This window comes from Deltaproteobacteria bacterium, assembly GCA_019308905.1.
In the GTDB taxonomy this organism is placed as follows: domain Bacteria; phylum Desulfobacterota; class BSN033; order WVXP01; family WVXP01; genus JAFDHF01.
Map to the genome: position 1 here is coordinate 50,737 of JAFDHF010000041.1, position 13,173 is coordinate 63,909.

Annotated in this window: 11 protein-coding genes; 9 read left to right on the forward strand and 2 right to left on the reverse strand. The window is 57.8% G+C overall.

Going from position 1 to position 13,173, the window contains the following annotated elements:
• The first annotated feature begins 307 nt into the window (after positions 1 to 307).
• From JRJ26_13450 to JRJ26_13490, 9 genes are all read left to right on the forward strand, one after another.
• The gene (locus tag JRJ26_13450) at positions 308 to 1,966 is read left to right on the forward strand and encodes a hypothetical protein (protein ID MBW2058492.1); all 1,659 of its coding nucleotides are present in this window, start codon (positions 308 to 310) and stop codon (positions 1,964 to 1,966) included.
• A 160-nt stretch (positions 1,967 to 2,126) separates the two neighbouring features.
• The gene (locus JRJ26_13455) at positions 2,127 to 2,918 is read left to right on the forward strand and encodes an ABC transporter permease (GenBank protein MBW2058493.1); all 792 of its coding nucleotides are present in this window, start codon (positions 2,127 to 2,129) and stop codon (positions 2,916 to 2,918) included.
• Between the two features lie 33 nt (positions 2,919 to 2,951).
• Positions 2,952 to 4,034 carry an ABC transporter ATP-binding protein gene (locus tag JRJ26_13460; GenBank protein MBW2058494.1) on the forward strand — a complete coding sequence of 361 codons (1,083 nt, stop codon included), beginning with the start codon at positions 2,952 to 2,954 and terminating at the stop codon, positions 4,032 to 4,034.
• Positions 3,934 to 5,010 carry an ABC transporter ATP-binding protein gene (locus tag JRJ26_13465; protein ID MBW2058495.1) on the forward strand — a complete coding sequence of 359 codons (1,077 nt, stop codon included), beginning with the start codon at positions 3,934 to 3,936 and terminating at the stop codon, positions 5,008 to 5,010. The genes JRJ26_13460 and JRJ26_13465 overlap by 101 nt, the downstream gene beginning before the upstream one ends.
• A complete protein-coding gene (locus JRJ26_13470; GenBank protein MBW2058496.1) occupies positions 5,011 to 5,997 on the forward strand; it encodes an ABC transporter permease in 987 nt (328 codons plus the stop codon). It begins immediately after the preceding gene.
• Positions 5,998 to 6,029: 32 nt separating this feature from the next.
• Positions 6,030 to 7,433, forward strand: coding sequence for an amidohydrolase family protein (locus JRJ26_13475; GenBank protein ID MBW2058497.1), 1,404 nt, complete (start codon positions 6,030 to 6,032; stop codon positions 7,431 to 7,433).
• A gap of 142 nt (positions 7,434 to 7,575) precedes the next feature.
• The gene (locus JRJ26_13480) at positions 7,576 to 8,073 is read left to right on the forward strand and encodes a gamma-glutamylcyclotransferase (protein MBW2058498.1); all 498 of its coding nucleotides are present in this window, start codon (positions 7,576 to 7,578) and stop codon (positions 8,071 to 8,073) included.
• A 17-nt stretch (positions 8,074 to 8,090) separates the two neighbouring features.
• A complete protein-coding gene (locus tag JRJ26_13485; protein ID MBW2058499.1) occupies positions 8,091 to 9,248 on the forward strand; it encodes a saccharopine dehydrogenase NADP-binding domain-containing protein in 1,158 nt (385 codons plus the stop codon).
• Between the two features lie 205 nt (positions 9,249 to 9,453).
• Positions 9,454 to 10,551: a diguanylate cyclase gene (locus JRJ26_13490; protein MBW2058500.1), complete on the forward strand. Its 1,098-nt coding sequence runs from the start codon at positions 9,454 to 9,456 to the stop codon at positions 10,549 to 10,551.
• An 85-nt stretch (positions 10,552 to 10,636) separates the two neighbouring features.
• Here the strand turns inward: JRJ26_13490 and JRJ26_13495 are convergent, their stop codons facing one another.
• Both JRJ26_13495 and ispH read right to left on the reverse strand, forming a co-directional pair.
• Positions 10,637 to 11,191, reverse strand: coding sequence for an NUDIX hydrolase (locus JRJ26_13495; GenBank protein MBW2058501.1), 555 nt, complete (start codon positions 11,189 to 11,191; stop codon positions 10,637 to 10,639).
• Positions 11,192 to 11,346: 155 nt separating this feature from the next.
• The gene (gene ispH, locus JRJ26_13500; protein MBW2058502.1) at positions 11,347 to 13,095 is read right to left on the reverse strand and encodes a 4-hydroxy-3-methylbut-2-enyl diphosphate reductase; all 1,749 of its coding nucleotides are present in this window, start codon (positions 13,093 to 13,095) and stop codon (positions 11,347 to 11,349) included.
• Between the last annotated feature and the right edge of the window lie 78 nt (positions 13,096 to 13,173).

A 13,173-nucleotide genomic window follows, 5' to 3' on the forward strand; every position in this document is an offset into this window, starting at 1 on the left:
AGGTCCCTCCGGGGACGCTCCTCTCGGCGAGACGGGTGCGCCAAAAAACTCCTATGGAAAACGATTGTAAGGTCACATACTTGCAGGAATCCCCGACCGAAACTCTGGAGACTGCACCGATTCTGAGTATTGACACGGTAGGAGAGAAAGTATAGCATACAGAAAATACAATATATAGATGACCGAAGTCCGGACTCGCTACCCAAACACGGGCTTCACTGCATCGGCCGGCCTCAACTGGGGCACGGGGGGAAAGGCCTCGTCGCCTGACCAGAACCCTAATCACTAAGACAGAGGAGGTGCAGAGATGGAAAAGAGACCCTTGTACCGTACACGGAGCTTGCTGCTCGTAATCGCGCTCTCATTCCTGCTGGCACTGGCCATGGGCGCTGCGGCGGCCCGGGCTCAAGGCAGAGCCGGTGGGCCGGTGGTGATCAAGTATTGGAACCCGAACTATCCCCCGGAACTGGAAATCACCCGCATCCTTTCCAAGGATCTCGACAAGTTGGGAATCAAGATGGAGATCAAATCATCGGGTTATGATCTGTGGGTCTCCGACATCGTGCGGGGCGAGAACCCGTTTGACCTGGTGCTCTGTACATGGGGCAGCTCACCGGCCAGATTCGACCCCAATTTTTTCCTGTCCGAGATTTTTCTCTCGGACCGGAGTAAACCGGGCGGCAAGAACTACGGGTACTACATCAACGATGAGTACGACAGGCTGGTCCTGGCCCAGCAGGATGAGATGGAGCGCAAGAAGCGGCAAAAACTGGTCTGGAAAGCAGAAGAGATCCTACACCGTGACAACGCGCAGTATATCTGCTATTTCAAGGACTATTTCCAGGCCTACAACAGCGACCGCATCGAGGGGGCTCAGCCCGTGCTCGGCTCCGGTGTGGGCTGGCCGTACATCCCCCTGACCTATCTGAACGCGAGCCCCAAGACCGACAAGCGTGAGATAACCGTCGTCAACATACACGGCCTGAATTCCATGAACCCCTTCTATACACCCGATGTTGAGGACATGTGGTGGTTAAGGCTCATATACGACCCTCTGGTTAGGCGAAACCAAAAGCTGGAACTGATACCCTGGGCAGCAGAATCGTGGAAGGTCGTGGATCCGCTCAACTTCGAGATCACCGTGCGGAAGGGGATGAAGTTTCATGACGGCCGTCCTGTCACGGTCGAGGATCTAAAGTTCACATTCGACTACGTCAAGAAGTGGAAATTCCCCAACCACGCCACGATTTGGAAACTCGTCAAAGAGGCGAGAATTGTCGGCGATCGAACGGTCCGCCTCGTCTTCAACAAGCCTTATGCGCCCTTCGAGGAGACGGTGCTTCCCTATATTTTCATAGCACCCAAGCATATCTGGGAAAAGATCCCGGATACGGTCGATGTGGACAACCCGGTCGACTGGACCAACCCCAAGCCGATAGCGAGCGGCGCCTACAAGTTCGCGGAGTGGAAAAAAGGCGAATTCTTCCACCTGGCAGCAAACAAGCAGCACTTCAATGCTCCCAAGTTCGACGGACTCTACTACAAGGTGATCCCCACCACGGAGGGGCTGATGGCCGCACTCGAGAAAGGGGACGCCGATATCGTCGCCTGGAACCTGGACGCCGAGCAGGCCAAGCGCCTCGATTCGTTTGCTCACCTGACCTCCGTCAGCACCGGCAGCGTCGGACCGACCGAGCTTCGTCCCAATTTCAAACAGAAGCCCTTCGCCGATCCTGCATTTCGCCAGGCGATAAAGCACGCCGTAAACCGGCGGTTGATGCTCGATATCAACTATGGCGGCCACGGCATCGTCGCGCCCGACGAGCCGATCTCCCCTGCCCTGACCTTCTGGTCCAATCCGAACCTGAAGGCCACCGAGTTCAGCCTGGATACTGCTCGCAGGATCCTCAAGGAAGCGGGTTACACGTGGGACAAGAAGGGCCGCTTGCACTATCCAAAGAAGTAGCCCGGCTGCTATGTGACTGGCAGATCCACCCCCCGGTGACCGAGCGCCCGGGGGGTTGGATTTCCAAGACTTTGATGTGAAGCAGAGATTCATCAAAAGGATTCTTTCATCCGCAGGCTTCCTGTTAGAAAACAAGGCGGGGCTCGTGGGCCTCGCGGTAATGTGCCTGTTTGTCTTCGTGGCCGTGGGCGCCCCTCACCTGATCCGGTACGATCCCACCGAATACCAATACGTGGACAACCGGCTTGCCCGTTCGCAGCCGCCTTCAACCAGATTCTGGCTCGGCACCACCTATTACGGTTATGACGTCTACAGCCAGTTGATAATGGGCTCCCGGGCCGCACTCATAGTCGGCGTGACGGCTGCTCTGTTCATCACCTTTATCGGCACCAACATAGGGCTGATTTCAGGATATTTCGGCGGGCGGCTCGACAGTGTGTTGATGCGTCTCACCGACGTCACTTTCGGCATTCCATTCCTGCCCTTCGCCATTCTCCTGATCGCCCTGACCGAACCCTCAATCTGGAACATCATCCTCACGATTTCCATACTCTTCTGGAGAACAACCGCGCGAGTCATCCGTTCGCAGGTCCTGAGTCTCAAGGAGAGGCCGTTCGTGCAGGCAGCCCGCGTCGCGGGTGCAAGCAACATCCGAATCATGTATGTGCACATCCTGCCCAACGTCCTTCCCATCTCGTTCCTCTACATCGCCCTCGGCATCGCCTGGGCCACTATCGCGGAAGCCAGCCTGAGCTTTCTCGGATTCGGCGACCCCAGGATGATCAGCTGGGGGACGATGCTTTACGGCGCTTTTCAGACGGGTTCGGTCCGCGGGAGTTGGTGGGTCGTCGTACCCCCTGGGATGGCCATCACCATCTTCGTCGTCTCTGCCTTCATGGTGGGGTTCGCCTATGAACACAAGATAAATCCTCGCCTGAGAGAGAGGAAGTAGCAGACCATGGTGGCACCGAGAGACCCCCTGCCGATGACGGAGCGGTTGAACCGCAACTCGCAGCCCCTGCTGGACGTCCGGGACTTGAGCGTGTCCTATCGGCTCGGCCAAGGCAAGAAGATCCACGCAGTCGACCGGGTCTCTTTCACACTGGAGCAGGGTGAGAGGATAGGCCTGGTCGGCGAGTCCGGTTCCGGCAAGAGCACCATCGCCAAGGCCATATTGAGATTGCTGCCGGAAAATGCGCGGACTACCCATGGAAACATACTCTTTCGGGGACGCGACCTGCTCCGCCTGAGTGAGACCGAATTGAACGAGGTGAGGTGGCTTGAGATCTCCCTGGTGACCCAAAGCGCCATGAACGCCCTCAATCCCGTTGCCCGCATCTCCGAACAGTTTCTGGAAACCTTCGCGGCCCACGGGATGCCGCACAAACAGAAGGTCATGCTGGAGGCTGAACAGCTCTTCGACTTGGTGGGCCTTAGCAAGAGGCGGATTCACGAGTACCCCCATCAATTCAGCGGCGGCATGCGGCAGCGGGTCATTATCGCCATGGCCGTTGCCCTCAACCCGAAGTTGATCATCGCCGACGAACCCACGACGGCCCTCGACGTGATAATGCAGGCCCAGATCATAAATCTCCTACGCTCCTTGTCGGAAGCGAAGAAGATCTCCCTCGTCTTGATCACCCACGACATATCTCTGGTGGCCGAGATTTGCGAGAAAGTCGGGGTGATGTATGCCGGGAGGCTCATGGAGTTCGGGCCGATTGAGATGGTCTTTGATCACCCATTTCATCCCTACACCATGGGGTTGAAAGGAGCGCTCCCGAGCATTTCCGACCTGGATAAGGAGCTTGTTTCCATACCGGGGAGCCCGCCCGAGTTGACGAGGCCTCTCGATTGTTGCGGGTTTGCACCGAGATGTCCATTCGCTGTGGAAGCATGCTACAAAACCGTTCCGGACACCGTGGAGGTGGAACCAGGGCATCTGTGTGCCTGCCTCCGAATGGACCATGCAGAAGAGTTCCGCCTCAGGATCAAAGAGATCCTGCTGGCAGAAACCGCGAAGAGACAGGCGGCCCAGGAGCTCCATGATAGAACTGGTCGATGTTAAGAAGCACTTTCCGGTGCGAAAATCGCTGCTCGACGCGATGGCGTCTCTCTTCACCCGCGGCCGGGAGGAGAGATACGTAAGGGCCGTCAACTCCATCTCCTTCTCCATAGAAAGGGGAGAGGTATTCGGCCTGGCGGGTGAGAGCGGCTGCGGCAAGACGACTACCGGTATGCTTTTGCTCGGCCTTTACTCCTGCACGGACGGGAAAATCATCTTCGAAGGCAGAGACCTCAGAGAACTCAAAGGAGCAGAGCTGAAAGACTTCAGGAAGAGGGCACAGTTGATTTTCCAGGATCCCTTCGAATCCATGAACCCGCGGTTCACCGTCCGCCGCACAATCGACGAGCCGTTGAGGATCCACAACCTGGGCTCCAGGAAAGAGAGGTTCGACCGCATAGTGCGGGCCATGGAAAGGGCCCGGCTTACCCCCATCGAATCGTTCATCGACAAGTACCCCCACGAGTTGAGCGGTGGCGAGAGACAGCGTGTCTGCATCGCCCGTGCGATAGTGCTGGAGCCGACCCTGCTGGTCGCCGATGAAGCTGTATCCATGTTGGACGTGTCGATACGCGCAAGCATACTGAACCTGCTCAGGGATTTGACGGAAGAGCTCCAGATGGCCATGCTCTATATTTCACACGATGTGGCTCTGCTCGGAAGCCTGTGCAAGAAAGTGGCAGTGATGTATGCCGGTGAGATCATCGAGATGGGTAAGCCGAGAGACGTGATATCCGAGCCTCTCCATCCTTACACCAAAGCTCTTATTGCTGCTGTCCCGGTGCCGGATTTTTCCCGGGTGCGTCACACCTCCGGTATCATTTCAGGGGAGCCGCCCGACCTCACACGAGTGATCCGAGGCTGTGCATTCCAAACGAGATGTCCGGCCAGGACCGAACTGTGCAGCAGGGAAAAACCCCGCCTCAGGGACACGGGGAGCGGACACCTGGTTGCGTGTCCGTTCGCCGGGAAAGGGTGAGTGATCTTGCAGGGAAGGTACGTTGTCAGCAGGGTCTTGCAGACCATCCTGACCTTGCTGGTCGTCTTGACTCTGATGTTCTTCCTGTTTCGGCTGGTACCGGGTGATCCGACCGCCATGTACGTGAGCGGCCGGTTGGCACCGGAAGAAATCGAGGCCATAAGGGAAGCCTGGGGGCTCAACGATCCCATCTACATTCAGTATTTCCGATACGTCGGCAATCTGCTGAAAGGCAATCTGGGCAGATCGTTCTTCTACCGGGACGATGTGGTCGCCATCATAACCCCCCGGATCTTCAACACACTGATCCTCATGGGGCCGGCCATGCTGGCTACCGTGGTCCTCGGGATAATGGCAGGGTCCTATCTCGGGTGGAAACACGGCTCGAAGACGGAAAAAGCAGGGGTCATCTTCTCCCTGCTGGCGCGGTCTTTCCCGGTTTTTGTGAGCGGCGTCTTTGCCATGATGTTCTTATCCTTTTACCTCGATCTTTTCCCTCTCGGGGGGATGAGGACCGTCGAAGCCAAGGGACTGACGTGGTGGCAAGAATTCCTCGATGTAGCCCACCACATGGCCCTCCCTTTCGTGGTGACAATCCTCTACAACGTCGGTGACGTGTTGATGATAGCCAGGACGAGCATCATAGAACTCATCGGCGAAGAATTCCTGAGCTTTGCCAGGGCGAGAGGGCTCTCGCCCTCCAAGATCAGGCGCATAGCGGTCCGCAACGCAATCATTCCGGTCCTCACCTATTCCACGATCATGATAGGGTTTGCTTTCGGAGGCCAGGTGTTGGTGGAGGTGGTCTTCTCCTGGCCCGGAGTCGGCCGCCTCATGGTCGACTCCGTCACGCGGCACGACTATCCGGTCGCCCAGGCCACTTTCTTTCTCATGGCCATGGTGGTCATCGTGCTGAACCTCGTCATGGATTTGATCTACGTCTACCTCGATCCGAGAATCGCGTCCGAGGACTCAACCAGGCGATGACACCATCATCTTGAGCGTGCGAGGGTAAGGATATGCTTGACGAAAGAAAGGACATTCTCATAAAGGACGCCTATATCCTGACAATGGACGGGGAGGGTCGAACATACCCCAGGGGAGACCTCCTGATCCGAGACGGAATCATATCGGGTGTCGGCGACTTGGCCGGGGAGAACGTTGAAGGATGCCAGGTGATCGACGGCAAGGACAGGGTCGTGCTCCCGGGCTTTGTGAACGCGCACTGCCACTTGCAGCAGTACTTTCGCGGCGTATACGAGCTGATCGGGGAATTCTTCACTGTGAACCTGCCCCTTGAAGGATACAGGAGGCCGGACGACATGGAGATGCTCGGACTCGCATCCTGCGCCGAGTTCATCTACGGGGGGTGCACGACGATCATGGTCATCTACACCTACCCTGACGGCTTCGCCGGCGTGGTGGAAGAAGCCGGCCTGAGGGCCTTGCTCGGCGCTGATATCGAGGAGGTGGATCTGGAACGACTCAGGTACGGGGAATACGTCTATCTGCCTGAGAAGGGTCAAGCCGGCTTCGAAAGAGCGGTGGAGCTCTTCGAGAAGTGGCAGGGACGAGACAACGGGCGGATCAGGACCGCGATGACACCAAAGGCTCCTGACATGACGACCGGGGAGACCTATAAGAAGTGCAAGGAGTTCGCCGAAAAGCACGATCTCCTGATCACGACCCACCTGTCTCAGAGCTGGCGAGAGTTTCAACAAGTAAGAAGACTCCACGGCGTGACCCCAACCGAGTTGATGGACCGGCTGGGTATACTCGGCCCCGGTTTTTGTGCCACCCACTGCGCCTTTCTCACCGAGCACGACACCCAGCTCATCGCCCGCTCAGGGTCCCGTATCATCCAGTGCCTGTTCGCACATACACCCCTTACCAGGTGGATGGACCTGGGGATAGACGTGTGCCTCGGAACAGACGACTACCACCACGACATGTTCCAGCTGATCAGGAAGAACATCATCTTCCAGGCCTACAGAGCCAAGCTGTCGGGTGGGGTCGATGAGATGATGGCGGCGGACAGAAAAACCAGCAGGCCGACCTACTACGAGCTCCTCGAGATGGCAACCAGAAAGGGGGCCGAATCATTGGGCCTTTCCAAGGACCTCGGTTCGCTGGAAAAGGGAAAGAAGGCCGATCTCATCACCATCAACATGAACAACCCTTACTTGAAACCCAGCCAGGACCCGGTGACCAGTATCGTGCTCTACGCCTCTCCAGGGGATGTGGACAATGTGATTGTGGACGGGCGGTTCCTGAAGAGAGACGGAAGAATGACGACAATCGATCTGAATCAGGCTCTGGAAGAGGCCCAACAGAAGAGCGAGGAGATAATCGGGAGATTCTTTCGGGACAATCCCGACCAGGAACGGATGTGGCGGGACAGGAAAGGCCAAAGGAGCCGGTAGACCCTGAACCATTCGGGCGTTCCGTCGCCCTCGGGACCTTCCGGGCCGCGACAGAAGGAACGATCAGCCGGTCCTGTCTCTGTTTCTCATAAAAACCCCGAGGGGGAAAGAGCCTGCCCCGGCAGGTAGCGGAGGGAGAAAAATGATCGAGTACTTTTCCTATGGATCAAACCTAAACCAGGAATCCCTGGACGTGTTCTGCGACAAGACGAAAAAGCCCCGAATCCCCCTGCATGAGAGGAACCCACGCCGCGCCCGCCTCAGGAACTATGCACTCGATTTTAACTACTATTCCCCGCTCATGGGGGGAGGAGCTGCAAACCTTGAACCCTCTCCGGGTGAGGAGGTGGAGGGGGTGGTCTTCACGATGACGGAACAGGACATGGCGACCCTCGACCAGCGCGAGCGCGCGCCCGAGTATTTCAAACGCATACTCGTCTCGGTGGTGCTCGAGGACGGCACCACGCTCCACGACGTGGTCGCATACGTGGCATGTGAAGACAAGAAATCCCCGTTCACCCCGCCGACCAGGGATTACAAGGCGGTTATTGTGGCAGGAGCAGAATCCTATGCTCTGTCTCCGGAATGGATAAGAAAACTTAAGGATCTGCCAGAGCAGGATCCCACCTTCAAAAAATAGTACCAAGAGGTGATGCCATGCATGTCGCTGTACTCGGAGGATACGGAACCGTCGGCCGTGCCCTGGTCATGGATCTCTTGAAGAGTCCTGATATCTCTCTGGTGACCGTAGCAGGCAGGAGACAGGAGAAAGGCAGAAAGCTGCTCGAGGAGTATGGAGAAGACAAACTCGCCTTCTCACCGATCGACCTGGAAACCGATGATGTCTCAGAGCTCCTGCACAAGGCCGACCTGGTTGTAAACGCGGCCTCACCGCGCTTCAATCTGATGATCATGAACCGGGCCGTCAAAGAAAGAACCCATTACCTGGACCTGGCCGGAATGTTCACGGTGGCTGCAAGACAGCTCGAGTTGCATCCGAAGTTTGTCGAGGCCGGCCTGACAGCGGTTTTGTGTATGGGCTGCTGCCCGGGATTGAGCAATGTCCTTGCCAAGAAGCTCGCGGACTCCCTGGACCGGACCGAAGAGGTCCACATCCGGGTCGGTTCGCGCAGGGGACCGGACTTCAAGGGCTTCAATCTCTCACCGAAGATCCAACTGGAGGAGTTCACCAGAAAGCCGATCGTATACGAGAACGGCCGTTTCAAGGAGTTGGAGCCCCTGGCGGGCAGAGGAACACACGTATTCGGCGATCCGATCGGAGAGGCCGAAGGCTTTTACGCGATCCATTCGGAGGTCCTGTTTCTCTCCAGAAGCATAGAGGGTGTAGAAAGAGTAACCTACTGGGTCGCGTTCCCGGAGGAGACGCTCAGGAAGATGGACGCACTCATCGAGTGGGGGCTCACCTCCACCGAACCTCTTCGAGTGAAGGGGATCAGCTTGTCGCCACGTGAATTTCTTGACGCCTTCCTGGAGCGCATCGAGCCGGTATCAGGCTACGTCGAAGAACACAAGGCGCTTCAGGTAGAAGCGAGAGGCACGAGGAACGGGCTTGGCACCACCCTCTGTCTGGAAACGGTGGTAGGATCCAACCGGGAACTCGATCTTACGAGTTCGGCCTACTGGGCGGGTGTCCCTGCCTCCGTTGTCTGCCAGATGATCGCGCGGGGCGAAATCGACAGGCCGGGTGTCTTTGCCCCGGAGAGTATAGTCGAGGCCGGCCGGCTTCTCGAGGAACTGAGGATCAAAGGCATCGAAGTGAAAGACATCTCCTCCAAACAGAGTACCGGCTCCTGACCCTGAACAGCCCGCCTGCCCGGGTGTGCCGACCGCGGCGGGTGTTTCTCGTCCCTTGGAACTGCCCTTGCAAGAACCCGTGCGCGGCCCGGATTTGCCGTACCCGGAGATGCCATCTCACCGGCGGTAGAGTCCACACTCCCGTGCGCTCAGACAGGATCCGCCCGAATTTCTGGCATATCCTTTGCTTGTTCGAAGTACCCAAATGGGCGGAAAGGGCGACACCAGAGGGGAGAGGGCTATCATCATCGACGGCGACAAGAGCTCCACGTCCTTTCTCTCCGCCCTCATGGACCGGCTCGACCTGAAACGCGGGACCGCGTGCGACCTGGAACAAGCCCTGCCCGATATAGAGAACGGGAGCGTCTCCCTTGTCGTCGCCGATGTTTCACTGGTCGAACCGGAACAGGTGAAAGAAATCCAGGATCTTCACCCGGACATCTGTTTCATCTTCACCGGCCGTTCCCTCGAGAGGTTCCGGGATTGGCCGAACCCCGGCCTGTCCGACTTCCTTGCCAAGCCCTTCATTTCCGAAGAAGTCGAGTTCCGGTTGAAGCGCATATTTCTTGAACGCAAGGCCCGCCTCAAGAACCAGAAGGCGAGAAGAGCGCTGGAGACCGCCCGGGTGGAACTCGAGAAGAAAAAAAGGCAACTCGAAATGTCCGAGGAAGACCTCGAGAAGATCAAACATCTATACAAGGAGATCGGAAATGAGCTGAACACGACCTCCGAGAAACTGAGGAAGGCAAAGGACCAGCTCGAGGTACTCGCCGTGACCGACGGCCTCACAGAGGTATACAACCATCGCTACTTCATGGACCAGATCCACGAGAAGTTCGAAGAGGCCCGGAAACGGTCCTCTCCCCTTTCGCTCCTCATGATCGACATAGACCACTTCAAGGCCTTCAACGATACCCACGGACACCTCACCGGAGACCTGGTACTCAAGAACATCGCCCAGGTTCTGAAATCAAACTGCCGGAAGACCGACATCGTAGCCCGATACGGGGGAGAAGAATTCGCGGTCATCATGCCGAACACGGACTTCCGTCGCGCTCAAACGGCGGCCCAGAGAATCCGAAACGCCGTGGAAAGCCGTCCCCTGCCGAACGGGAGGAAGATCGAGAGGGTTACGGTCAGCATCGGCATAGGCATTACCGAAAAGAATGTGGAATCGGCGGACACCTTGATCTCCATGGCCGACAAGGCCCTCTACCGCGCCAAATCCGAGGGAAGAAACCGCGTCGTTCTCCGTGAAGAGAACCAGCCCGCCGCTGAAACCCGGTGGTATTCCCGTTTTTGAAAAGGCCGTTCCCGTTGCCGTATCAGAAAGCCCGTCCAAGGAGTGAAACCGCCGTCTTTCGGCAACGACCGGCCAACAACCCCCTCTATGGGTGTGAGATCTTCTCCACATACTCCAGAAGGGCATCGCGCGTGCTGGGGAAGGCCAGTTCCTCCCACGGGATATCACCAGGGGGGAATGTGCCGACCTCAATGGTCTCGTCACCGGGGCCGAGTTCACCTCCCACGATCTTCACCGTGTAAACAATGACGATGACGGGCTTTTCCGGGTAAGAGTATACGTTGAGGAGACTCTGGATTCTCACATCCAGGTTGACCTCCTCCCTCGTCTCCCGGATCCCGGCCTCCTTCACGGTCTCTCCACGATTCACGTATCCTCCCGGGAAGACCCACTTCCCGTACGCGGGCTCGATTCCCCTTTTCAGAAGAACGATTCCGCCGTCCAGGGTGCCGAGGGTACCGACGGCCACCTTTGGATCGAGATAGAACACAAACCCGCAGTTCCCACAGACGAGCCGCTCCGGCTCAGACGGCTTGATCACCTCCGCGTGGAGGGAATGGCCGCAAACCGGACAAAACCGATACTCTACGTCCCCGTGCTGGTGATACCCGTGGGGTTTGGCAGGCGTTCTTCGTGTCATCGGATCACCTCAGAATAGGTTCAAAGCAGCCTCGATTTTCGGACCCCCAGGGCCCAAGTCCATACGACGACAGATCCCCGCCATAACCGCCGGCGAACCCCTAAAGGCCATCCCTGCCCGGCTTCGGTCCCTGTCGTCCCTGGGTCGGGCCGTCCTCAAAGGGGAAGGTCCGCAAAACGCCAGATCAACACTATCAGCCCCTGGAGGATAAAGCCGCCGTCCATGAGGAGTTCCAGCCGCTCGCTGCGGACAAACTCGTGCCTGAAAACCAACTGGAGGCAGTAGCCCATGTAGAAAATCCCTGCCACGAGTCCATAGGAGAGAAAGGGCAGTACCCCGAGAGGCGGAAGAACCAGGAAGGCCAGACCCGTCAGGGCGGCGGTCAGCGCCAAGAGCCGCTGCGTGTGCTTCTCCCCCAGAACGATGGGGATCGTCTCCTTTCCCACGATCAGGTCCCCCTGGATGTCTCGGAGATCAAAGGCCGCAGATCGAATCAGGACCATGGCGGCAAGGACCAGGAAGGTGGCAAGGAGGTTCAAACTCAGGCCGAAAGAGGTGCTCAGCGGTGCGACCAGCGAAGTGACCCCTGCCCACGCCAGGGCGATAAATAGGGTCTTCGATCCCGGAATATCCTTGAGCCTCCTGTACCGGATCCGCTCCAGCCTCCCGGAGGGAATGAAGCTCAGACTGTAAGTCACCCCTCCCACCGAGGCGGCCAGCAGGAAAAGGAAGACCGGAAGTCCGAGAAAGAGGGAGATCGTCAGGGCGAAGAGTATGGAGGCAATTCCCACACCCTTGAGGACCGAACCGTGCTTCTCGTAGAACTCGGCACGGGCGGGATCATTCAATCTTCCGGCTTCCCTATCGGTGAACCGGTTCAGAAGGTGCATGGAGTAGACATAGGCCATGGCGATCAGGAAGTAAGCCCAGTGAAAGGGGAGAGACTGGAGCCCCGCCGCGACGTAAGAGAGACACCCCGCGGCGACCGCGCCGTAGAGGTCGCTCTCCACCAGTAGGTTGAAAATCCGGCGGATCCTGCAGAGAAGGGTCGCGGTTCCGCTGGAAGGAACGATGTTTTCCACCTTTCTCACGACGCGCTGGATGACCCAGTTGGGCGTCGACGCTCCGGCAGTGACCCCCACCACTTCGAGATTCTCAAACCACGACCGATCGATCTCCTCGTCGGTCTCCACCTGGAAAACCGGCTTCCCCGATTCCCGTACCAGCTCGGTCAGCCGAGCCGTATTGGCGCTGTTCTTTCCTCCCACCACCACTACGGCGTCCACAGAGGCAGTCATCTTGACTGCTTCGTCCTGGCGTTTCTGGGTCGAATCACATACAGTCTGATGGATCTCGGCCCCGGGGAACCTCCGGCGGATCAACTCGGCAATCCCCTCGTATTTTGCCCTGTTCTGGGTTGTCTGTGCCACTACACAGAGCTTTTTCCCAGGGGGGATCCTCGCAACATCCTCCCGGCCGCTCACGATCATCCCCTCTTGCCCCGCATAACCCATAAGACCCGCCACTTCGGGATGGTCTGCGTCACCCGCGATCACCGTGAATCCTCCGTTGCGAGCGTGCCTCCTGATGATGGACTGGACGTTCAGGACCCTTGGACAGGTGGCATCGATGATGGTGGCCCCCCTTTCCCTCAGGGCGTCCCGCTCCTGGGGTGGAACGCCATGGGCGCGGATGATCACCGGGCAATTCTCTCCTACCTCGTCGGGAGAATGACAGATTTCCACCCCCCTCTCCCTGAGCAGATCCAGAACCTGAGGGTTGTGGATCAGGGGGCCGAAGGTGAACAGCCCTCTTCCGTGCCTGGCGATCGTCTTCAGGGTGATGTCCATGGCCCGCCTGACACCCATGCAGAAACCCGCGGTTTTGGCCAGCTTGACCCTCATGATTCCCTCTTCCCCAGATATCTATACAACAAGATCCGACGGTCCTGCAATCCGCCCTTCCGACACATCCTCCTGTCC